At 70.7% G+C, this 21,449-nt stretch carries 19 protein-coding genes; 9 read left to right on the forward strand and 10 right to left on the reverse strand.

The annotated features are described in order from the left end of the window. Nucleotides 1-4: 4 nt before the first annotated feature. From ACFPL3_RS28080 to ACFPL3_RS28090, 3 genes are all read right to left on the reverse strand, one after another. Complete coding sequence (locus tag ACFPL3_RS28080; protein ID WP_343937641.1) at nucleotides 5-1,075, reverse strand: isocitrate/isopropylmalate dehydrogenase family protein; 1,071 nt, start codon at nucleotides 1,073-1,075, stop codon at nucleotides 5-7. Between the two features lie 11 nt (nucleotides 1,076-1,086). After that, a complete protein-coding gene (locus ACFPL3_RS28085) occupies nucleotides 1,087-2,463 on the reverse strand; it encodes an MFS transporter (protein ID WP_343937643.1) in 1,377 nt (458 codons plus the stop codon). A gap of 63 nt (nucleotides 2,464-2,526) precedes the next feature. After that, entirely contained in the window at nucleotides 2,527-3,111 is a 585-nt protein-coding gene (locus tag ACFPL3_RS28090; RefSeq protein ID WP_343937645.1) for an HD domain-containing protein, read from the reverse strand. Between the two features lie 137 nt (nucleotides 3,112-3,248). Between ACFPL3_RS28090 and ACFPL3_RS28095 the strand changes: the two genes are divergently transcribed. The 4 genes from ACFPL3_RS28095 to ACFPL3_RS28110 all read left to right on the forward strand — a co-directional run bounded on the left by ACFPL3_RS28095 (nucleotide 3,249) and on the right by ACFPL3_RS28110 (nucleotide 7,104). Next, nucleotides 3,249-3,998 (forward strand): GntR family transcriptional regulator, encoded by a 750-nt coding sequence (locus ACFPL3_RS28095; RefSeq protein WP_343937647.1) that lies wholly within the window; start codon nucleotides 3,249-3,251, stop codon nucleotides 3,996-3,998. A gap of 129 nt (nucleotides 3,999-4,127) precedes the next feature. Then, entirely contained in the window at nucleotides 4,128-5,114 is a 987-nt protein-coding gene (locus tag ACFPL3_RS28100; RefSeq protein ID WP_343937649.1) for a Bug family tripartite tricarboxylate transporter substrate binding protein, read from the forward strand. Next, nucleotides 5,111-5,605 carry a tripartite tricarboxylate transporter TctB family protein gene (locus ACFPL3_RS28105; RefSeq protein WP_343937651.1) on the forward strand — a complete coding sequence of 165 codons (495 nt, stop codon included), beginning with the start codon at nucleotides 5,111-5,113 and terminating at the stop codon, nucleotides 5,603-5,605. The genes ACFPL3_RS28100 and ACFPL3_RS28105 overlap by 4 nt, the downstream gene beginning before the upstream one ends. After that, entirely contained in the window at nucleotides 5,605-7,104 is a 1,500-nt protein-coding gene (locus tag ACFPL3_RS28110; protein WP_343937653.1) for a tripartite tricarboxylate transporter permease, read from the forward strand. Before ACFPL3_RS28105 ends, ACFPL3_RS28110 begins: the two co-directional genes overlap by 1 nt. Here the strand turns inward: ACFPL3_RS28110 and ACFPL3_RS28115 are convergent. Continuing rightward, nucleotides 7,094-7,999, reverse strand: coding sequence for a LysR family transcriptional regulator (locus ACFPL3_RS28115; RefSeq protein ID WP_343937655.1), 906 nt, complete (start codon nucleotides 7,997-7,999; stop codon nucleotides 7,094-7,096). The genes ACFPL3_RS28110 and ACFPL3_RS28115 overlap by 11 nt on opposite strands. 104 nt (nucleotides 8,000-8,103) lie before the next feature. Here ACFPL3_RS28115 and ACFPL3_RS28120 point away from each other — a divergent pair, with 104 nt between their 5' ends. After that, the gene (locus ACFPL3_RS28120; RefSeq protein ID WP_343937657.1) at nucleotides 8,104-9,156 is read left to right on the forward strand and encodes an Ldh family oxidoreductase; all 1,053 of its coding nucleotides are present in this window, start codon (nucleotides 8,104-8,106) and stop codon (nucleotides 9,154-9,156) included. A gap of 58 nt (nucleotides 9,157-9,214) precedes the next feature. Then, nucleotides 9,215-9,724 (forward strand): ribonuclease E activity regulator RraA, encoded by a 510-nt coding sequence (gene rraA / locus ACFPL3_RS28125; RefSeq protein WP_343937659.1) that lies wholly within the window; start codon nucleotides 9,215-9,217, stop codon nucleotides 9,722-9,724. 571 nt (nucleotides 9,725-10,295) lie between these two features. Here the strand turns inward: rraA and ACFPL3_RS28130 are convergent. From ACFPL3_RS28130 to ACFPL3_RS28140, 3 genes are all read right to left on the reverse strand, one after another. Further along, nucleotides 10,296-10,589: a hypothetical protein gene (locus ACFPL3_RS28130; RefSeq protein ID WP_343937661.1), complete on the reverse strand. Its 294-nt coding sequence runs from the start codon at nucleotides 10,587-10,589 to the stop codon at nucleotides 10,296-10,298. Between the two features lie 109 nt (nucleotides 10,590-10,698). After that, the gene (locus tag ACFPL3_RS28135; RefSeq protein WP_343937663.1) at nucleotides 10,699-11,775 is read right to left on the reverse strand and encodes a cation diffusion facilitator family transporter; all 1,077 of its coding nucleotides are present in this window, start codon (nucleotides 11,773-11,775) and stop codon (nucleotides 10,699-10,701) included. Nucleotides 11,776-11,963: 188 nt separating this feature from the next. Further along, the gene (locus ACFPL3_RS28140; RefSeq protein WP_343937665.1) at nucleotides 11,964-13,496 is read right to left on the reverse strand and encodes an HNH endonuclease; all 1,533 of its coding nucleotides are present in this window, start codon (nucleotides 13,494-13,496) and stop codon (nucleotides 11,964-11,966) included. Nucleotides 13,497-13,650: 154 nt separating this feature from the next. On the opposite strand from ACFPL3_RS28140, the gene ACFPL3_RS28145 reads away from it, so the two are divergent. Both ACFPL3_RS28145 and ACFPL3_RS28150 read left to right on the forward strand, forming a co-directional pair. Next, complete coding sequence (locus ACFPL3_RS28145) at nucleotides 13,651-14,943, forward strand: IS256 family transposase (protein ID WP_343937685.1); 1,293 nt, start codon at nucleotides 13,651-13,653, stop codon at nucleotides 14,941-14,943. Between the two features lie 993 nt (nucleotides 14,944-15,936). After that, nucleotides 15,937-16,833, forward strand: a complete 897-nt coding sequence (locus ACFPL3_RS28150) for a universal stress protein (protein ID WP_343937667.1) — start codon at nucleotides 15,937-15,939, stop codon at nucleotides 16,831-16,833. Here ACFPL3_RS28150 and ACFPL3_RS28155 read toward each other — a convergent pair. The 3 genes from ACFPL3_RS28155 to ACFPL3_RS28165 all read right to left on the reverse strand — a co-directional run bounded on the left by ACFPL3_RS28155 (nucleotide 16,766) and on the right by ACFPL3_RS28165 (nucleotide 20,539). Continuing rightward, entirely contained in the window at nucleotides 16,766-17,335 is a 570-nt protein-coding gene (locus ACFPL3_RS28155) for a PEP-utilizing enzyme (RefSeq protein WP_343937669.1), read from the reverse strand. The genes ACFPL3_RS28150 and ACFPL3_RS28155 overlap by 68 nt on opposite strands. Nucleotides 17,336-17,952: 617 nt before the next feature. Beyond that, nucleotides 17,953-19,278 (reverse strand): MFS transporter, encoded by a 1,326-nt coding sequence (locus tag ACFPL3_RS28160; RefSeq protein WP_343937671.1) that lies wholly within the window; start codon nucleotides 19,276-19,278, stop codon nucleotides 17,953-17,955. Nucleotides 19,279-19,330: 52 nt separating this feature from the next. Beyond that, complete coding sequence (locus ACFPL3_RS28165; protein WP_343937673.1) at nucleotides 19,331-20,539, reverse strand: cytochrome P450; 1,209 nt, start codon at nucleotides 20,537-20,539, stop codon at nucleotides 19,331-19,333. 105 nt (nucleotides 20,540-20,644) lie between these two features. On the opposite strand from ACFPL3_RS28165, the gene ACFPL3_RS28170 reads away from it, so the two are divergent. Then, complete coding sequence (locus ACFPL3_RS28170) at nucleotides 20,645-21,304, forward strand: TetR/AcrR family transcriptional regulator (RefSeq protein ID WP_343937675.1); 660 nt, start codon at nucleotides 20,645-20,647, stop codon at nucleotides 21,302-21,304. Nucleotides 21,305-21,449 lie beyond the last annotated feature (145 nt).

The following is a 21,449-nucleotide window of genomic DNA, read 5'->3' on the forward strand; positions in this document are numbered from 1 at the left end:
GCACTCAGCGGATCGCGGCGACGATCGCGCGGGTGACGTAGGTGGTGGACGACGTGCCGCCCAGGTCGCGCGTGCTGGTGCCGGCGGCGACGGTTGCAGCGACGCCGCGCTCGATGCGGAGGGCGGCGTCGGTCAGGCGGGGGTCCTGGTGACGGGCGCCCAGCCAGTCGAGCAGCATGGCACCGGAGAGGATCATCGCGATCGGGTTGGCGATGTTCTGCCCGGCGATGTCCGGTGCGGATCCGTGTGCCGCCTGCGCCATCGCGTGGCTGTCGGAGGAATTGATCGACGGCGCGATGCCCAGCGACCCGGCGAGGGCGCCTGCGAGGTCGGACAGTATGTCGCCGAACATGTTCTCGGTGACGATGACGTCGAATTCCCCGGCCGCTCGGACGAGGTGGGCGGTCATGGCGTCGATGTGGAAGTCGTCGACCACGACGTCGGGGAAGTCCCCGGCGACCTCGCGGCAGGCGTCGTGGAACAGACCCGTGGTGAGCCGGAGCACGTTGGCCTTGTGCACGATCGTCACCCGCTTGCTGCGCCGTCGTGCCAGCTCGAACGCACATCGGGCGATCCGTTCCACGGCGGGGCGCGTGATGATGCCCATCGCCATGGCGATGTCCGGGGTGGGCATGAACTCGCCGGTGCCGGCGTGCGTGTTCCGGTCGGCGTAGAAGCCCTGGGTGTTCTCCCGGACGATGACCAGGTCGGTGCCGGGCACCACCGCGTCACCGCCCGGGAAGGCCTTCGCGGGGCGGATGTTGGCGTAGAGGTCGAAGTGCTTGCGGATCGTGCCGCTCGGGTTCAGCTGCGAGCGGTGCGGAAGCGGGTAGGACGCGCTGTCGTGCGGGCCGAGGATCCACGCATCGAGACCGGCGAGGGCGTCGAGGGTCGACGTGGGCGTGTGCGTGCCGTGCTCGTCGATGGCCGCTCGGGCGATGGGTAGCTCGACCCACTCGAAGGGCTCCGCACCGGCGCGGGCGATGGCGGCGTCGATGACGGTGACCGCTGCTGGGACGATCTCCGGTCCGATGCCGTCGCCGTGCAGGAGACCGAGGCGGTACGGGGCGGCCACTTGCATTCCTCTCATTCCGTTCCCGTCGAGCCGGCCCCGGCGTCCCCGGAGTGCTCAGCCGACTCGTTCACCCAGCGCTGCCCGACGGTCAGGACGATGGCGAGGGTGACCAGCGCGGCCAGCACGATGTAGGCGGAGAACGCCAGCGAGGAGCCGAACGCCTCGTTCAACGCCACCGCGACCAGCGGCGCGGTTCCACCGAGCACCGACTGGGAGATGTTGTAGGACAGCCCGCCCGCGCTGACCCGGATCCCGGCCGGGAAGATCTGGCTGACCGCGAGCAACAGCGGCACGGCGAGCACGCCCTTCGCGGCGCCGAGCAGGAAGGCTCCGCCGAACGCTCCGGCCACCCCCGCTCCGGCGAGCGCGAACGCGGGTGCCGTCACGACGGCCACGATCACGGTCGCCACGGTGGTGGCCCGCCGCAATCCGAGCCGGTCCGCGACCGGGGAGAACAGCAACACGAACACGACGACCATCGCCGATCCGACGGTGTTGGCCGCGTAGGCGGCGGTCTCGGTCAGTGCGGTGTTCTGCTTCAGGAACGTCGCCAGGTAGGACGTCAACGTCGCCGAGACGATGGACCACACGCCGAGGAACGCGACGAACAGCAGGATCCGGCCGCCCGACGTGCGCAGCGCCTCGAGGACCGGCGAAGCGGCGATCGAGGCCTTCCGCCTCTGCACTTCCTGCAGCTCGCGGAACTCCGCGCCGTCCCGCGTGCGCCGGCGCAGGTAGAGGCCGATCAACCCCATCGGCAGCGACAGCATGAACAGCAGTCGCCAGCCCCACGTCGTCCACGCGTCCTCCGGCATCAGCGCGGACAGCGCGGTGGCCAGGACCGAGCCGGTCAGCAGGCCGACGAACGTCACCGCGGTCAGGACCCCGACCGACCTCGCCTTGCGGCCACGCGGTCCGTGCTCGTACACGAACGAGATGGCGGTCGAGTACTCCCCTCCGGTGCCCAGCGACTGGATCAGGCGCATCCCGAGCAGCAGCAGCGGAGCCGCGACGCCGATCGACTCGTAGGTCGGGATCAGCCCGATCATGGCGGTGGCCACGCAGGTGATGATGATCGTCAGCGACAGCGCCTTCGTCCGGCCGACCGTGTCGGCGATGTGACCGAAGATCACGGTGCCGAAGGGGCGGGTCACGTACGAGATGGCGAACACGGCGTAGGCGCTGATCAGCGCGAGGGCTTCGTTGCCCGGGGGGAAGAAGCTCCGGGCGATCAGCGTCGCGACGACGCCGTAGACGCCCCAGTCGTACCACTCGGCGAAATTCCCGGCCGAGGCCGCGATGATCGTCCGGCGGCGCTCGCGCCGCTCGGCGGCGGAGGGCCGTGCCTCAACAGGCCTCTCCGGCGCGGTGCGCGGGCCCGTGTTCATGTGCGGCTCCCTGATCGTCGTTGATGGGTGTGGGCTCGGCGCGCCCCGGGTCGTGCACCGTTCTCACGAGCGCCTCTTGCAGAAGAGGCGTTGGCCGGCGTCGAGGAGCTGGACGTCGGAGTCGGCGAAGTCGGCGTAGTGGACGAGTACGGCCTCCTGGGTGCGAGGCACGACCGAGGAGTGCGGGGTGTGCGCGATGACGGCGTGCACGAGGTCCTCCTCGAGACCGGCCTCGAGCATCCAGTGGGCGCCGAGGAAGCCGTGCTGGTACATCCGCCCGGTGCGGGAGAACCGGGCGCCGCCGTCGGATCCGGGCTCGAACTCGTGCAGCTTGCAGACGTCGTGCAGCAGTGCAATGGCCAGCGTCACGTCCCGGTCCACCGCCACCTGGTGCAGCTCGCGGACGGTGTCGGCCATCTGCACGGCGATCCGCGCGACCGACCGGGAGTGCACCGTGAGCGTCCGCCACACCGGCAGGTCCGGCGACTTGGGCACGTCCTCGAGCCGTTCCCAGACGCTCGACCGCCATGCCCGCAGCCAGATGCCGGTGACTGCTTCGCGCAGTCCTTCGTCCGAGATCTGGTGGATCTCCGGCAGGAGGTCCTGGACGGCGCCCGCCGTCGGTGCTGACGTGCTGTTCGCGGTCAAGGCGGTCCAATCTGTCGCCACTTTGGTGTGAACGACGGGTGAAGCTAAGCGATCGAACGCGGATCCGCAAGAAACTGGCGCCAGTTTGGATGCGACTCGATCCGAGTGATGACCCGCTTGCGCGATACAGTGCGCGCGTGCACAGCACGGATCGCGGGGAGTCGTCGGCGACGCGGGCGCTCGACCGGACCCTGCGGAGATCGCCGAGCCTCTCCGGGCACGGGGATCTGGTGCGGCACATGGTGGCCACCGTGGCGAGGGAGATCATCGAGGGCGAGCTGCCCAGCGGGCACCAGCTGACCTCGGCCGACCTGGGACGGCGTTTCGGTACCAGCCGGACCCCGGTGCGGGAGGCGCTCGGCGTCCTGCGGCGGGAAGGGCTGGTCGACATCGAGCCCCGCCGCCGGCCGCGGGTCGCGACGCTCTCGTTGCCCGAGGTTCGCGACCTCTACGCGATTCGGGCGAGTCTCTACGCGTTGATCGCGGAGTCGGTCATCGCGGGCGCCGACGACGACCGGATCGCACGCCTCGATGCGCCGCTCGCCCGGATGTGGCGTGCCCGCGACCGCGGCGACACCCTCGCCTACTTCGACGGGACCGTCGACTTCCGTGACGTCGAGGTCGACATCTGCCCGAACCGCAGCGTCGGCCCGCTGCTGGAGTCGCTGGGCCTGCGCATCCACCGACTGCGACGCTTCGGGCTCTCCCTTCCCGGCCGGATGGACGTCTCGGTCCGGGACTACACGTACCTCGTCGACGCCTACCGGGCTCGCGACACGGACCTCGCCCGTGCGGTCACGCGCTCGATGATGGCGAAGGCCCTCGCCGAGATCGAGCGGCATTGGAACCGACTGGAGCTGGCCGGCGGGAGCCGGCGCACCGCCTGATCCCGCGGCTCGCGCTCGAGTTCAGTTCTCCTTAAAAGGCCATGCAGTGATTGTCGCTGGCCTTCACTCTCGCCCGATGGCAGCGTGACGCCGACCGGAGAGCAGCCACCGGACGATCAAAGGAGATCCATGCGCCACCTGGTCCGCAGCACGATGTCGGTACTCCTCGCGCCGGTCGTCATCACCCTGAGCGCCTGCGGTGTCACCTCGACAGACGGGGACGCGGCGACCGGCGTCCGGTCGCTCGAGATCGTCGTGGGGAACTCCCCGGGTGGTGGCTACGACACGATGGCGAGGCAGATCGCCGACGTCCTGCAGGGTGAGGGGATCGTGGGCGAGGCGCGGGTCACCAACAAGCCCGGCGCCGGCGGCACCGTGGCCCTGCAGCAACTGGTCAACATGCCCGGCGAGGCCGAGACGCTCATGACGACGGGCGTCGCGGTCACCGGGGCGCTCAGCACCAGCGACTCACCGCTCTCGATGACGGGCGCCACCCCGATCGCCCGGATCCTGGAAGAACCCATGATCATCGCGGTGGCCAAGGACTCGCCCTACCAGAACATCGGCGATCTGCTGGCCGCGTGGAAGGCGGAGCCCCGGCGCGTCACCGCGGGCGGCGGTGCGATCGCGGGGCCCGACCACCAGCAGGTCCTCCTCCTCGCCCAGGCTGCCGGGATCGACATCCGGCAGGTCAACTTCGTCACCTACGACGGCGGCGGAGAGCTGCTGCCCGCCGTGCTGGGGCAGAAGGTCGCCTTCACCGCGTCGGGCTACGCGGAATGGGCCCACCAGATCGACTCCGGCGAGATCCGGGTGCTCGCCGTCTCGAGTGCGGAGCGGGTCGAGACCATCGACGCGCCCACGCTCAAGGAGCAGGGCGTCGACCTCGTCTTCAGCAACTGGCGCGGCTTCCTCGCCCCGCCCGGACTCTCGCCCGAGCAGGAGACGGCTCTGACCGCTGCTCTCGCCGAGCTCCACGAGTCGCAGGCCTGGCAGGAACGGCTCCGGCAGAACGGGCAGCTCGACGCGTTCCTGGCCGGCGACGAGTTCGACGGCTTCGTCGAGGAGGAGCAGCGCCGGGTGAAGCAGCTCGCGACCGAGGCGGGACTGGCGTGAGCGAGAGCCGGATCAGGGTGGAGCGACCCTCCGAGTTCGTCGTCGTCGCCCTGCTGGTCGGCATCGCGGCGGTGCTCGTGTGGGACACCGTGGGCTCCCCTGATGCCGTCGCTCCACAAGGCCCGGTGACCACCGCTGCCGTTCCGCTGATCGCTGCGACGGTCCTGGGCCTGTGCGGCGTCGGGATCGCCGTCGACCTGCTCCGCGGCGGCCAGGGTGTTCCCGACGAGGGGCGTCCCGGCGAGCGGACCAACTGGCGCGGGGTGTTGTCCGTCGTCGCTGCGGTGGCGTTGTGCGCGGCTGCGCTCGAGGCCGTGGGCTGGGTCGTCGCCGGGGCCGTGCTCTTCTACCTGTGCCTCTACGCATTCGGTAGCCGGCAGCCCGCCAAGGACCTCGTCGTGTCGGTCGTCCTGGCGATCGCGTCCTTCTACCTGTTCTACCTCGGGCTCGGCATCCCGCTGCCACCGGGCGTGCTGGCAGGTGTCCTGTAGTGGATGCCCTGCAGTCGCTGCTGGACGGCTTCTCCGCCGCCCTCGTACCGGCCAACCTGCTCTACGCGGCACTGGGCGTGCTGATCGGCACCGCGGTCGGCGTGCTGCCCGGGATCGGGACGTCCCTCAGCGTCGCGTTGTTGCTGCCCCTCACCTACAGCCTCGAGCCGACGGCCGCGTTCATCATGTTCACGGGCATCTTCTACGGCGGTGCCTACGGCGGATCGACCACCGCGATCCTCCTCAACACCCCCGGCGAGAGCTCGACGGTCGTCACCGCGATCGAAGGCAATCTGATGGCGAAGCGCGGACTGGGGGCCCAAGCTCTGGCGACCGCGGCCATCGGATCGTTCATCGCGGGCACCATCGGCTCCTCGTTGCTGGTGGTCTCCGCGGCGCCCCTCGCCGAGCTGGCCCTCGGGCTGGGTGCGCCCGAGTACTTCGCGATCATGGTGCTCGCCTTCGTGTCCGTGGCAGCCGTTCTCGGTGCCTCGCGGTTGCGCGGATTCGCCTCGCTCGGGCTGGGCCTGACGATCGGGATGGTCGGTCTGGATCCGCAGACCGGGGCACAGCGCCTCACGTTCGGGGTGCCTCAGCTGATCGACGGCCTCGACATCGTGCTGGTCGCCGTCGGGGTGTTCGCGGTCGGTGAGGCTCTGTGGGTCGTCTCCCGACGCTCCGCTCCTGCGCGCCCGATCCCGGTCGGGCGCCCGTGGTTGAGCCGGGACGAGGTCGGCCGGTCGTGGGGGCCCTGGCTGCGCGGTACGGCGCTGGGCTTCCCGTTCGGAGCCATTCCCGCGGGCGGGGCGGAGATTCCGACGTTCCTCTCCTACGTCACCGAGCGGAAGCTCAGCCGCCGTCCCGAGGAGTTCGGGAAGGGGGCGATCGAGGGGGTCGCCGGACCGGAGGCCGCGAACAACTCCTCGGCGGCGGGGTCCATCGCGTCGATGCTGACTCTCGGGTTGCCCACGAGCGCGACCACCGCCGTCATGCTCGCGGCGTTCACGTCGTACGGGATCCAGCCGGGACCGCAACTGCTCGAGAGTCAACCGGCTCTCGTCTGGACGCTGATCGCGAGCCTGTTCATCGGCAACACCATGCTCCTGCTGATCAACCTCCCGCTCGCGCCGATGTGGGCGAAGCTGCTCCGGATCCCCAGGCCCTACCTGTTCGCGAGCATCCTGTTCTTCGCCGTGCTCGGGACCTACGCGGTGAACGCCCAGCCCCTCGACATCGCCTTCATGCTCTCGATCGGCGTGCTCGGGTTCGTGATGCGGAAGTTCGGGATGCCCACGCTGCCGTTGGTGATCGGCGTGATCCTCGGCCCGCGGGCGGAGGTCCAGCTCAGGCGTGCCCTGCAGATCAGCGACGGCGACTTCACGGTCCTCGTGTCGAGCCCGTTCACCGTGGTCCTCTACGTGGGCCTGGCGGTGCTGGTCGCGTGGCCCGCGCTCGTGCGGGCCCTCCGCCACCGATCCCGGGAGGCGATCAGTGGGTGAGCGCCACCACGTCCTTCATCACCTCGTGCAGCGCGCGGTGGGCGGGACTGCACGGGCGGCCCTCCAGCGTGGCCGTGAAGATGCGCCGGGGCGGCACGCTGTCGGGGAGCGCCTTCACGACGATGTCGTCGCGTCGTGGCCGCAACGCGAGCAGCGGGCAGATCGAGACCCCGAACCCCGCCGCCACCAGCGCCTGCAGCTCCGGGTAGTCGTAGGCCTCCACGCCGATGCGCGGCGTGAAACCGGCCGTCCGCGCCATCCGCTCGACGAGGTCCCGGCTCAGGTGGTTCTCCGCGCGCACGATCCAGCTCTCCGCGTGCAGCGCCTCGAACCGCACTTCCGGCGCGTCGGCCAGCGGATGTCCGACGGGGAGCACGAGCACGGTGGTGTCGAGCATGAGCGGCTGCGTCACGATCCCCGGCGCCTCCACGGGCCGGTGCGGGTAGTCCCACACCAGCGCCAGGTCCACGTCCCGGGAGCCGAGCAGCTCGGTCGCCGGTGCGCTGCGCGTGCTCCGCACGACCAGGTCGATGTCCGGATACCGCCGCCTGAACTCGAGGAGGACCTCCGGGAGGACCGAGGCCGCGAAGGTGGGGAAGACACCGATCGACACCGATCCACGACGGACGTTGACCAGGTCGTCGAGCTCCTTGTCGAGCCCGCGCAGGAGCGTCTGCACGTTGCGCGCCGCCCCGACGATGGCCGTACCGGCCTCGGTCAGGCTGACCCCTTTGGGGTGGCGGTACAGGACCGGCGTCCGCACGTCGGAGGCCAGTCGCTTCATCTGCTGCGACACCGCGGAGGGCGAGTAGTTGAGCTCCTCTGCCGCTGCCGTCATGGAGCCGAGCCGGCCGATGGCTTCGAGGATCCGCAGGCGCGTCAGGTCGAACTCCACGGCGAGCAGGCTAGGCGAACGTCGGCACCGGATGAAGTTCTCCTTCAGTACCGGTTCAACCATTGGCGCTGGACTTCACGTTCAGCACGAGCAGGAAGCAGACCGTGATCTCGAAAACCGTCACCATCCCCGTTGACCTGCTGCAGGACACCGCACGCAGTGCCCTGACGGCGGCCGGGATGCCGTACGCCGACGCGGAGGACGTGGCCCGCGTGCTGGTCATGGCGGACCTCTTCGGCATCCACACCCACGGCGTCCAGCGGATCCCGCAGTACCTGGAGCGGGTGCGCATCGGCGGTGTGTCGATCTCCGCCGAGATGGTGGTGGAGCAGGTCGCTCCGTCGATCGTCAAGGTCGACGGTGCGAACGGCGTCGGCCCGCTCGTCGGCTGGCGCACCCTGACCGCGACGATGGAGGCTGCCCGCACGACCGGCGTGGGGATCGGGCTGGCTCGGCACAGCAACCACTTCGGGCCGGTGATGCCCTACCTCTACGCGGCGGCCGAAGCCGGGTTCGCGTCCATGATCGCGAGCAACGCCACCACGACCATCGCCCCGACCGGCGGCGCCCAGGCCAAGATCGGCAACAACCCCGTCGGCTGGGGCATGCCGAGCCGCGGCTCGGCCCCCGTCCTCCTCGACATCGCCCTGAGCACGGCCGCCCGGGCGAAGATCCGCGCCGCAGCACGAGAAGGCCGTCCGATCCCGGACACGTGGGCGACGGACAAGAACGGCACACCCACCACCGACCCGTCGTCCGCCCTCGAGGGCTTCCTGCTCCCGATCGGCGGGCACAAGGGCTACGGCCTGTCCGTGATGATGGACCTGTTCGCCGGGGTCCTCTCCGGCGCCGCCTACCTCGACAAGGTCAGCAGCTGGAGCGACAACCCCGGGGAGGCCCAGAACCTGGGGCACTTCTTCCTGTTGATCGACACATCCATGGTCGGCGAGGAGTCGAAGCTGCTCGATGACGTCGAGGACTTCCGCCGGCGCGTCCTGGCCACCCCGGCGACCGACCCCCACAACCCGGTGCGCCTCCCGGGTCAGCACGAGGTCGAGCTGCTCGAGCGCCAGACGAGCGAGGGCGTCGAGATCGCTTCCGAGGACCTGGCGGCGCTGCGGGCGCTCGGCACCGGTGCCACGTCACCGGTCGCCTGACGCGGCAACCCACTCGGTGCACCACCCCATTTCCGAACATCACGAACGGACACCACACATGACCGAGATCTTCTCGACAGCCGACCTGGTGGACGACCACCCCGACGCCGTCGTCTCCGTTCCCCTGCAGTTTCGGCAGTTCGGCGCCGTGCGCGCGTTCAGCGGGAGGGTCGTCACCGTCCACTCGCCCGGCGACAACGCGTTGCTCAAGCAGGTGCTCGCGCAACCAGGGGAGGGCCGGGTGGTCGTCGTCGACGCGGAGGGCTCACTGGCCCACTGCATGCTCGGCGACAAGATGGCAGCCACCGCCGCGCAGAACAGCTGGGCCGGGATCATCGTGGTCGGGGCGGTACGCGACGTCACGGCGCTCCGCCAGCTGCCGCTGGGGATCAAGGCGCTCGGCAGCAATCCGGCGCGACCCACCAAGTTCGGTACGGGCGAGGTGGACGTACCGATCACCGTGTCCGCCGTGGAGATCGTTCCCGGTCAACTCATCTGGTCCGACGACGACGGGATCCTGGTGGCGCCGCCCGATGCCGACAGCCTTATCCGCCAGCCGGCCGGGTAGGGGTGCCCGCCACCTCGCCAGTAGTTCGCCGGTTTTCGCCAGGGGCAGGGAACCGAGGTGTAAAAGTCGGACCTTGAGCACTGAGGCTGTATGACCGACAGTTGCCGCCTGCGTAAGGGTGCGCGCCTCTCAGCCCTGGAGGACGCGGCGCCTCCATGCCGCAGCTGAGGATCGCCATCAGACAGGTGCTGACGGCGACCACCACGAAGTGGCCCGGTCGCACCGGTGGCCAGGTCGACGGCAAGGGACTTCAACGGCGTGAGTTCCGGGAGCGGCTTCCACCAGCTCATCCGCAGGTGGGCGCCGAACGGCCGCGTGCTGTCGACCGCGGAACGGCCGACGGCCGACGGGGCGTGGCCGGGATCAGGCGGGTGCATGGAACTTCCTCTTCCGGTTCGGGTGCCGGGTGCGCCGGTCAGTCCGCCATCCAGGTGCTCTTGAGCCGCAGCGAGCGATCGGTGGCGGCCAGCGCCCCGGCGATCGTGAGCGCTGCTGCGGGTGATCTGCTCCGCGGCCGCCGACAGCGTCGCCACGAGTCCCACCAGCAGCACGACCAGGCCCACGGCGCCGATCACCGCGCTCGTGCGGGGGTGGCGCCGCTCGAACCGGGCCCGCCGTCCCTCCAGCGACCGCGGGTGCGGGCGCAGCACCTGCTCGCGGCCGTCGTCACCGTGGCCGCCAGCACCTGGACGCCGTCGCGGTAGAGCGCGGCGGGCCGCTTCTCCGACGACTCGTCCCGGAGGTGGTGGACGTCGACCTCGTAGCGGTGCGGGCGGCCGAACTCGTCGAGCAGGTCGAGGGCGAACAGCGAGCGGGACAGCAGGTGCCAGAAGCGGAACCGTCGCAGCCGGCTGCCGTCGGTCAACGCCGGAAGGGGACACGATGCCGTCGCGGCATGGTCAACCCGACGCCCCTTCGCGGGTGTCGAACCTCACCGGCGGCTGGGCCGGCGCCGCGCTGTCAGAACCGCCAAGTCAGGTTGCTGCGCCGTGACGGCGGCGGTACTCCTCCCGAGCTCGGGTGCCGGCGTGGTGGCCGGACAGCTCGTGCAGCTCCGCCAGCTCGACACCGTCGAGCATCGGGTGCAGGTGCACGGTCACGGCTTCCAGGTGGGGAGTGGCGTGCAGCAGCTCGTGCTCGACACGTTCGGCGATCTCGTGGCCCTCGGCGATGGTGAGGTCGGCCTGCACGCTCACGTCGGCGTCGCCCTGCATCCGGTGGCCGGTCCAGCGCACGCGAATCCGGTCCACGGCCTGCACGCCGGGCACTGACGCGGCGGTGGCGGTCATGGCCTCGACGACGCCCGGCTCGACGCCGTCCATGAGCCGTCGGCCGACGGTGCGCATCGAGCTGACCAGGATGCCCAGGATCGCGATGCCGATGAACAGCCCGACGACGGCGTCCGCCCGCTCGTACCCGAGCCAGACCCCGATCACCCCGGCCACGACGGCGATGGAGGTGAATCCGTCGGCCCGGGCGTGCTGGCCCTCCGCGACGAGCGCGGCGGAGCCGATCCGGCGCCCGGCCCGGATGCGGTACACCGCGACCGCCTCGTTCCCGATGAAACCGACGACACCCGCCGCGAACACCCACCCGAGGTGGGTCAACGGCCGTGGCGAGAACAGCGCGTCGACCGACTCCCAGATGATCAGGGCGGCGGACAGCGCGATGATCAGCCCGATCAGCAGGCCGACGAGGTCCTCCGCCCGGCGGTAGCCGTAGCTGTACCTGCTGTTCGCGGCCCGCCGGCCGAGCTGGAACGCGATCACGAGCGGGATGGTCGTGATCGCGTGGCCGACGTTGTGCAGGGTGTCGGCGAGCAGCCCGATCGAGCCGGAGACCGCCACGATGACCACCTGCAGCATCGCCGTGGTCACCATCCCCGCCAGACCGATCCACGCCGCCCGGATGCCGTGCCCCCGCGCCTGCTCCGCCGACTGGATCGCCTCGCTCGCGTCGTGCGAGTGCGGGACGACGACGTGGGCGAGCCGGCGCAGCAGCCCTCGGCGCCCATGCCCGTGTCCGTGCCCGTGCGATCCCGGCATCCCCATACCGCGCCACGATATGTGCTCATGTGCGCACGCGACGACGGTGCAGCTGCGGAACGTTGGCAGGTGACGCCCTCGGGCGAGCGCCTGGAGGCTGCAGCATCGGCGTTTCGCCTGCTCGGCGGCGCGACGCGGCTGCCCGTCATGTGGGGGTGTGCGGGTGGTGAGGCCGACGTCACAGCAATCGCCGGTCATGCCGCAGCTCTGATCCGCTTCGGGAGCAAGGCGTCGAGGATCGGGTCGGGGTCGAGGCGGTCGCCGTACCAGTCCGGCGTCAACGTCCAGTGATCGAAGCGCGCTTGCCGCTCGGCGAGGTCCTCGAGATTTCCGGTCAGCGCCGGTGCGGTGGCGGGTATCGGTGACCCGTCGGGGCGGGTGAATTCCCGCTTCCCGGCTCGTCGTTTCACGTGGTGGCCGTGGTCGTGGATCACTGTGTGGTGGTGGCTGCAGAGCAGCACGAGATTGTCGATATCGGTCGGTCCGCCCCGCACCCACCACCACACGTGGTGTGCGTGCAGGTATCGGGTGTGCACGCATCCCGGGAATTGACATCTCGCCCCGTCTCGCACGGTCAATGCGGCGATCTGTGCGGGTGTGGCCAGTCGTCGGGTGCGGCTGAGGTACATGCGGTTGCCGGTGCGGTCGTTCAGCAGAACCTGAACCCGGGCATCGCAGGCCAGTCGCTCGGCGGTTGTGCGGGGGATCTCGGGCCCGTTCTCGATCCGGGCGGTGCCGGAGTCGGCATCCAGGTGCACGACCACCCGGGCGGTGCCGCGTTCCACCACGGGCCCCTCTCCGGGTTCGCGGGTGAGGTACTCGATCAGCGCGTCGGCGCGGCGGGCCTCGGTCCGGTCGAGCGCTGTGCTGGGTTCTTGTTCGCGGGCTTGCTCGTCCGGGTCCCGCGGACCCGGCTCGGTGCGGGCGGTGACCGGTTGCCGCTTGGGCACCCGGGCGTCGATGGCGTGGATGAAGGCGGCTCCGGCGTCCGGGGTGAGTCGGGCGCGGATGATGAGGGAGCCGTCGTCGTCCCAGGTCCAGGTCAGCGACCTGCGCGCGGCGGTGTCGCCGGCCGGGGTGTGCCGCCGCCGGACCGCCCGGACCACGGTCTCCAGGTGCCCGGCCGTGCCACCCAACGCCAGGGTCAGCAGGATCTTCTCGGCGGTCGCGGCGTCGGCGACGGTGGTGTGCTTCAGGTCCGACGTGCCGGCGGCGATCTCGGCCGCCATCCGGGTCAGGGTGGCCGAGTCGGAGCCGACGACCCGGCTGATGGCGCGGACCTTGGAGTACGACAAGCGGCCGGCGGCGAAGGCTTCGGTGATCTTCGGTAACTGTTGCAGGGCGTGGGCGACGCGGAGTCGTTCGTTGGCGGTGCGGATGTTCATGCCGGCGCGCCAGGACAGCCAGTGGGCACACGAGTGGACGCCGTCGCCTGCCCAGCCGCGGCGGTCGTCGAATTCGGCGAGAAGTACCAGGAAGCGGCATTCGGCGGCGGCGAGTTGTCCGGCGAGGGTGAGGAGTTCGTTTTCCAGGGCGTCGGTTGTGAGGCCGGTGGGGAGGGGGAGGATGGTTGCGGTCATGGTTTGAGGATGGCAGGCGGGTCTGACAATTCCGGGCCGTCGAGGACGGCTTCGGGGAAGGGTTTTTCTGTGGGTTCCGCGGAACCCGGTTGGGCTGGGTTGGCGCGGTCTTCGACGGCGGTTCGCGTGGGTCGGTCGGAGATGCACCACCTATGAGCGTGTCAGATGGACTGTGTAACAAGATCCTCTTCAGTGGAGGAGTACACAGTTGTCCGTGACCGAAGATCGCCAGGTGGAACACCCGCTGAGGGCTGAGCAGGCCGCGCAGCGGCCGGGCTCGGCGCGTGAAGCGGTGAACCGGATGATCGAAGCGGGCCTGCTGGATGAGGTGATGGACCGCGTCGACGCCGGCGGACTCGAGCTGACCGGCGAGGGTGGCTTCCTTCCCGAGATGATCAAAGCGGTTCTCGAACGTGGACTGGCTACCGAGCAGACCGGTCATCTGGGCTACGAACGCGGCGACCCGGCCGGGCGCGGCAGCGGGAACTCCCGCAACGGCACCAGCCCGAAGACCGTGGCCAGCGAGGTCGGGGACATCGATCTGGCCGTGCCGCGAGACCGCGCCGGGTCGTTCGAGCCGCGCCTGGTCCCGAAGGGCGCACGGCGCACCGGCGGCCTCGACGAGATGATCATCTCGTTGTATGCGGGTGGGATGACCGTGCGCGACATCGGCCACCATCTGGAGCGCACCCTGGGCACCGAGCTGTCGCACGACACCATCTCGAAGATCACCGACAGCGTGCTCGATGAGGTCAAGGCCTGGCAGTCCCGGCCCCTGGAAGAGATCTACCCGATCATCTACCTCGACGCGCTGGTGGTGAAGGTCCGCGACGGACACCAGGTCCGCAACCGGGCCGCGCACATCGCGGTCGGGGTCGACCTCGACGGAGTCAAACACGTGCTCGGCATCTGGGTGCAAGCCGCCGAGGGCGCGAAGTTCTGGGCCGGGGTGTGCGCCGAGCTGCGCAACCGCGGCGTGCGCGACGTGCTGATCGTCTGTTGCGACGGGCTGACCGGTTTCCCCGAGGCCGTCGAGGCGACCTGGCCACAGACCACCGTGCAGACCTGCACGGTGCACCTGATCCGAGCGGCGATGCGGTTCGTGTCCTACACCGACCGCAAGAAGGTTGCCGCCGCGCTGCGCCCGATCTACACCGCCCCCACCGCAGACGCTGCCGAGACCGAGCTGCTGGCCTTCGCCGAGTCCGACCTGGGTCACAAGTACCCGGCCGCAGTCGCGACCTGGGAGAACGCGTGGGAGCGGTTCATCCCGTTCCTGGCGTTCCCACCCGAGCTCCGGAAGATCATCTACACGACGAACGCGATCGAGTCGTTGAACTTCCAACTCCGGAAGATCATCAAGAACCGGGGGCACTTCCCCAACGACGACGCCGCGATCAAGCTGCTCTGGCTCGCGATCCGCGACATCGAGGACAAACGAGCACGCGCGCGGGCGAAGGAGAAGGGACTCAAAGCCGCTGACCGGCGCGCACCGGGCCGGCTCGTCGAAGGCGCGACCGTGAACGGCTGGAAAGCCGCCCTCGGCGCTCTCGCAATGGCCTATCCCGAACGGATCGAGCCCTACCTGACCTGACCCGACCGGGATCGACTTACACAGAAGTCTTGACAGGCTCCCACCTATCGGCCTCGCCCCAGCCGCGGGGTGCGGCCACCGGCCCTCGGCGAGATGCTCGCCTCACCCTCCCGGACTCGTGGACGAGCACGTCCCGTCGGCTGCTGGGCGACTGTCCGGTGGTCCAGAGCCGGGGATGCGTTCAGCTGAACGTGGCTGGGAAGGCCTCCACGGCGAGATGACGCGGCTCGCCCACGCAAGATCCCTGCACAGGCCGGGGTTCCGCGGAACCCGACCGGGAGGACACCCCCCATTGACGACGTAGATCGAGATGGCTCGGGACCACAGGACAGTCGCGCAGGCACCAAGCAGCGACGGGCTCGTCGAGAACCGCCGTGCCCTCCAGCCGGGGACGGCCGCCCACGCAACCACGGGGTCCGGTAGTGAACCCAACCCGACCACAGGCCCACGCACGCGGAGCTCGGGACCGGGTTGAGTGCCCGGCAGGCCCGGGATGGCCTCCGCAGCGGGTTGACCCGGCTCGCCCACCGCAAGATCAGCACGCGGGCTGGGTTCCGCGGAAGCCGGCTGGGCTGGGTTGGCGTGGTCCTCGACGGCGGTTCGCGTGGGTCGGTCAGAGATGCACCACTTTCGGGGCCCATCCCATCCCGCGAGGTGTGACTACCGGTCCTCGGGTGAGCGGGCCTCGATTCGCGCGTTGCGGTCGGGTGCTGGGCCGGGTGTGAGGACAACCGATCCGGTCGGGCGCCTTGCGAGATGCTCGCCTCGCCCTCCCGGACTCGTGGACGAGCACGTCCCGTCTGCCCTCCGCAGCGAGATGACCCGGCTCGCCCACGCAAGATCACTGCGTAGGCCGGGTTCCGCGGAACCCGGCCGGAGCGGGGCGGTGCCCCCGCGAACGGGACCGAAGGTCCGTTGACCAGGGCCGGGAGCCACTGCCGATGCCGTCGCTCCCGCGTCCACGATGGCCCGCCGGAGTCAGGGAGGAAGGCCATGGACGTGCAGGATCGAGCCCGCCCGGTACTCGTCGGGATCGACGGCTCCGAGAGTTCGCTGAACGCGGTGCGATGGGCGGCGGGGGAGGCGGCACGGCGCGCCGCGCCACTGCGTGTCGTGACGGCGTTCGCCTGGCAGGGGGGCCGGGCGGTCGACCGCTTCGAGGCCGGCGACGATCCCCACGAGGTCATGCTCGGCGCAGCTCAGCGCCAGCTCGCAGAGGCGGCCGCGGTCGCTGCCGAGGTGCTGCCGCAGAAGCAGGTCGAACCGCTGCCCGTCGGCGGCTTGCCGATCCCGGTGCTGCAGGACCAGTCACGGGATGCGCAGCTGCTCGTCCTCGGCGATCGCGGGTACGGCGCGATCAGCGGACTGCTGCTCGGCTCGGTGGCGGCGGCGATGGCCGCGGATGCCGGCTGCCCGGTCGTGCTCGTGCGCAGCCAGGAGGGCGAGCCGGTGGCGGACCGGGAGCGCCCGGTCGTGGTCGGCGTGGACGGGTCCCCGCTCAGCGAGGCCGCGCTGGCCTTCGCCTACGAGCAGGCGAGTGTCCGCGGTGTGCCGCTGATCGCCGTGCACGCGTGGTGGGACTGGATCGGTGATCCGAAGGTCGCACCGGTGCTGGACTGGGGTGCTCTGCAGAACGAGGCGGAGGAGGTGCTCGCCGAGCGGCTGGCCGGCTGGGCGGAGAAGTACCCCGACGTCCGCGTCCACCGGAGGGTCGTCCGCGACCGCCCGGCACACGCGCTGGTGGAGGAGTCGCGCCGCGCCCAGCTGGTGGTGGTCGGCGCGCGGGGCAGGGGTGGCGCCACCGGCCTGCTGCTCGGGTCGGTCAGCCACAAGGTGCTGCACCGCTCCCACTGCTCGATCGCGGTGGTGCGGCCGGCTCCAGTACCGTGACCGTCCCGTCGTTGCCGTCGACCCGGATCCGCTGGCCCGTGCGCAGCCGGGTCGTCGCGTCCGCGACCGCGGCGACGGCAGGGAGGCCGTACTCGCGGGCGACGACGGCGCCGTGCGAGACCACACCCCCGACCTCCGTCACGAGGGCGCCCGCGAGCAGGAAGAGCGGGGTCCAGCCCGGGTCCGTGGTGGCGGCGACCAGGATCTGTGCCCGGTGGCCGTAGACCTCGAGGAACTCGCGCACGTCGGTCTCGGTGGCCGACGGCTCGGTGCCGGCGGCGGCGTGGACGCGTGCCAGCCGTGCCAGTTCCGCCCCCATGGCCACGGTGGGATCGTGCGGCAGCCACCGGCGCACCGGTTCCAGCCCGGACGACGAGCCCAGCCAGCGGCGGACGAGCCACTCGGCACCGGCCCCGGTCAACATCTCGCCGTACACGGCGGGGAGTTGCGCGGTGATCAGGTCGACCGTGGCGGCGGGCAGGACCCGATCGACGAACTCCACCTGCGCGAGCGGTGCGGATCGCCGCGCGGCCTCCTGCTAGAGGCGGACCAGTTCGGCCTCGGCCCCGCCCCGCACCCTGCGACGGTGGCGGCTCGGCGCGGCGACCGCCGATGCGAAACCGGCGAGACGCGAGGTACGCACCCGAGGGGCGGGCGGTTCCCGGCTGGAGCAGGATCTGCCGGGCCACCGCCGCGGCGACGAGCGCACCGATCCCGACGCTCCATGCCAGGTTCCGGGCGAACACCCGCCGCCAGTAGACGCCGGTTCGGGCGGCGAATGCCGCGAGGTAGACGAGCAGGATCGTGAAGTCCAGCAGGTAGTACAGGTCGTGGTGCAGGCCGAGCAGATCGGTGCCGACGAAGGCCACGACGAAGGCCAGAACGGCACCTCTGGCGAGCCATCCCAGCGCCGCCACGGCGACACCCCCTCGAGTCGGCACGACCACCGTGGGTGCCGTCGAGGTCCGTCACCAGGGCCGCACGTCCTGACTAGTGCTGAACGGACCGGGGCCCAATGTTGGGACGGCAGCCGCGCGTCACCGGGTGGGTCGCCGGGGTCGAGCCCGCACCCGATGCCGGTAGCCGCGGCTGCCGTCCGAGGACGGTCCCGCGCGGGCGTCAGCGCAGGGACCGGTGGGCCGTCTCGGGCATCCGCAGGATGACCCCGAGCGTGATCAGCGCGAGGGCCATGACGTAGAAGGCGGGGGCGAGCGGGCTGCCGGCCGTGGCGATCAGCCCGGTCGCGATGAACGGCGCCGTGCCGCCGAACACCACGGACGAGAAGTTGTAGCCGAGGGACAGGCCGCTGTAGCGCACCGTGGTCGGGAACATCTCGGCCATCGCGGCGGGCCCCGGTGCGGAGAACACCGCGACCACGGTCGCCAGCGCCACCTGGGCCACCAGCACGCCGGTGTACCCGCCGTCGCGCATCAGCAGGAACAGCGGGTAGGAGAGCACGACGAACCCGGTCGTCGCGGCGAGCAACAGCGGCCTGCGCCCGACCCGGTCGGACAGGGCGCCCAGGAACGGCAGGAGCACGGCGAAGGTGCCGAGGCAGACCATGCTCGCCAGCAGCGCCTGGCTGACCGGGTAGCCGAGGGAGGTGGCGATGAAGGTCGGCATGTAGGTGAGGATCACGTAGTAGCCGGCGTTCCACGCCGCGGGGAACAGGAAGCCGACGGCGATCTGGGGGCGGCACGACGCCAGCACCTCGCGCAGCGGGCTCCTGGTCGCGCGGCCGGCCTCCCGGGCGCTCTCGAACGCCGGGGTCTCCTCCAGGCGCAGCCGGAGGTAGAGCCCGACGGCGCCGAGCACGCCCCCGACGAGGAACGGGACCCGCCAGCCCCACGACGCCAGGTCCTCCGGCGTGAGCACGGACGAGACCAGCGCGGACACCGCCGAGCCCGCGAGGAAGCCGCAGGCGACGCTGACCTGCTGCCAGCTGCCGTAGAAGCCGCGCCGGCCGGGCGGTGCGTACTCCACGAGGAACGAGATGCCGCCGCCCCACTCGCCGCCCGCGCTGAAGCCCTGCAGCAGCCGGGCGAGGCACAGCAGGGCCGGGGCGAGCATCCCGACCTGCGGGTAGGTGGGCAGCAGCCCGATGCCGAGGGTGGCGACGGACATCAGGACGACGGCCGCGGCGAGGGCGTTACGCCGGCCGACGCGGTCGCCGAAGTGCCCGAACACGACGGCGCCCAGGGGGCGCATCACGAAGCCGACGCCGAACAGGGCGAATGCCGCGAGCAGCTGTGCGGTCTCGTCGCCGGAGGGGAAGAAGAGGCCGGCGAAGACCGCGGCGAGCATCCCGTAGATCGCGAAGTCGTACCACTCGACCGCGTTCCCGATCGCACCGGCGACGATCGCGCGGCGGCGTGCCGCGCGGGCCGGCGTGGGCGGCGCGCTGTGCGGTCGGTCAACAGCCTCGTTGCTGTCGATGGTGGTCATGGGGCCCTCCGTGGGCAGGATTGTTGCAGTGGCGATGGCGGGCTGGGAGTCCTCAGACGTTGACGGGGGTGAACTCGACGTGCAGCTCGGTGATCGTCGCGAGCTTCCCGCCGACGAACGCGGGTTCCGGGGCGGGTCCGGCGATGCGCAGGTCGGGGATGCGGTCGAGCACCCGGTTCAGCGCGATGCGCAGCTCCATGCGGGCCACCGGGGCGCCGACGCACGTGTGGATCCCGAAGCCGAAGCCCAGGTGCGGGTTCGGCGTGCGTCCGAGGTCGAAGGTGTCGGGTTCGGCGAACTTCGCCGGGTCGCGGTTGGCCGCCGCGTAGACCAGCAGCACGTCGGCGTCCTCGGGGATGTCGGTCCCGGCAACGGTGGTGGCCTCGCGGGTGCGGCGGCGGAAGCCGTGCAGGGGGGTGTCGAGGCGCACGGTCTCCTCGACGGCCCGCGGCACCAGCGACCGGTCGGCGAGCAGCCGGTCCCGCAGGTCCGGGTGGGCGGCGACACGGCACAGCAGGCTCGCCATGGCCGAGGCGGTGCTGTGGTGGGCGGCGAGGAAGAGGGCGACGAACGAGCCGACGAGCTCGTCGTCGGTCAGGCGGATGCCCTCGAACGTCCCGGTGCTCAGCAGGCTGACCCAGTCCTCGCGCGGGTGCTGCCTGCGGTCGGCGACCTCGACCATGAGGAACTCGACGAAGCGGTCGAACGCGGGGGTGAAGTCCTCGGGCCGGTTGGTCGCGTCGAACATCGCCACCGCCCGTTTCTGCATCTCCGGGGCCTTGTGCTCGTCGAGACCCATGAGGTCGGCCACCACGAGTGCCGGGATCGGCTCGGCGAGCTCCTGGTAGAGGTCGCAACGTCCGAGCGGGGCGAAGGTGTCGATCGCGGCGTCCACCCGCCGGGTGATCCGGCCCTCCAGCCTGCGCCGCACCTCGGGGGACACCACGTTCTGGAAGATGCGCCGCCACCGGGTGTGCTCGGGTGGGTCGAAGTCCTCCGGCGGGACCATCGGCCAGCCCGGCTCGGGCAGCATGTGGCCCGTGGCCGACGAGAAGACCTCGTGGTTGCGGGCCGCGGCGCGCACGGTGTCGAAGCCCGTCAGGACGTAGAAGCCGCCGTGGCTGCTGCTGTAGGTCACGGGGCCGTGGGCGCGCATCAACCGGTACGCCGCGTAGACCTCGTGGGCCCGCGCGAACCGGTGGTGGTCGAAGCCGGTGCCGGTCCCGGAGAAGGGGCACGCGGGAGGCGGGGAGGCGTCCATCGGTCACCTCGCAGGGGATCTGTAGTAACGTGATCGTCTACGTACCAGATGTACGGAGAAGGTACTTTGCGTACAGTTGAGTGTCAACGGTACAGCGGGAGCAGGATGGGTGAGTCGCAAGAGGCCGGTCGGCCGTCCGCCGAGCAGGAGATCCTCGCCGGACTGCCGGCGTCGCCACGGGTCCGGCGGCTGCTGCAGGACCTCGAGAGCATGATGATGCGCGATGGCTTCGCCCGGCTGAGCCTGGACGACGTCGCGAAGCGGCTGCGCTGCTCGAAGACCACGCTCTACCGGCTCGCAGGCAGCCGCGACGAGCTGTTCGCGCTGGTGATCGAGCTCTGGCTGGCCCGCTCGCGCGACCGGGGGTGGGTGCAGTACGACGCCGCCACGGACTGGCCGGGCAGGCTCACCGGGTTCCTCAGCGCGGGATGGTGGGGCAGCCGCGGGGTCTCCGCGGCGTTCATGCGCGATCTCGTCGCGTTCCCCGTCGGGTACGACGCCCTGCTCCGACATCAGGACCGGCGGCAGGCCGACCTCGAGGAGATCCTGCGGGCGGGTGTGGCGGAGGGCGCGTTCCAGGACGTGCACCCGAAGCTCGCCGCCGCGCTGCTGCTGTCCACCTGGCGGCACATCGTCGACCCGAACTTCCTGGCGTCGGTCGGAATCACCCTCGACGAGGCCTTCATCGAGACCCAGCGGATCTTCACCGGCGGCCTGCTGTCCGCGGACAGCAGGCGGGGGGACGCGGGTCGGCAGTCCACGTGACCGGCCCGCCCCCTCGATGGGCCTAGTAAGTGCCTGAGTGGTTGAAAACGAGGACATCCCCCTGTTGTGGTGCTCGGGCTTGGTGTCCCAACCACGACAGGAGGATGTCGGTGTCCAACCCTAGACGGCTCTCCCGCGGTGATAA

This window comes from Pseudonocardia zijingensis (genome assembly GCF_042657305.1).
In the GTDB taxonomy this organism is placed as follows: Bacteria; Actinomycetota; Actinomycetes; order Mycobacteriales; family Pseudonocardiaceae; genus Pseudonocardia; species Pseudonocardia zijingensis.

What these genes read in the sequence shown, in the direction of transcription:
- ACFPL3_RS28165 (WP_343937673.1), bottom strand. Translation starts at nt 20,539, where the DNA reads ATGGACGCCTCCCCGCCTCCCGCGTGCCCCTTCTCCGGGACCGGCACC.
- rraA (WP_343937659.1), top strand. Translation starts at nt 9,215, where the DNA reads ATGACCGAGATCTTCTCGACAGCCGACCTGGTGGACGACCACCCCGAC.
- ACFPL3_RS28170 (WP_343937675.1), top strand. Translation starts at nt 20,645, where the DNA reads ATGGGTGAGTCGCAAGAGGCCGGTCGGCCGTCCGCCGAGCAGGAGATC.
- ACFPL3_RS28150 (WP_343937667.1), top strand. Translation starts at nt 15,937, where the DNA reads ATGGACGTGCAGGATCGAGCCCGCCCGGTACTCGTCGGGATCGACGGC.
- ACFPL3_RS28100 (WP_343937649.1), top strand. Translation starts at nt 4,128, where the DNA reads ATGCGCCACCTGGTCCGCAGCACGATGTCGGTACTCCTCGCGCCGGTC.
- ACFPL3_RS28145 (WP_343937685.1), top strand. Translation starts at nt 13,651, where the DNA reads ATGATCGAAGCGGGCCTGCTGGATGAGGTGATGGACCGCGTCGACGCC.
- ACFPL3_RS28135 (WP_343937663.1), bottom strand. Translation starts at nt 11,775, where the DNA reads ATGGGGATGCCGGGATCGCACGGGCACGGACACGGGCATGGGCGCCGA.
- ACFPL3_RS28160 (WP_343937671.1), bottom strand. Translation starts at nt 19,278, where the DNA reads ATGACCACCATCGACAGCAACGAGGCTGTTGACCGACCGCACAGCGCG.
- ACFPL3_RS28085 (WP_343937643.1), bottom strand. Translation starts at nt 2,463, where the DNA reads ATGAACACGGGCCCGCGCACCGCGCCGGAGAGGCCTGTTGAGGCACGG.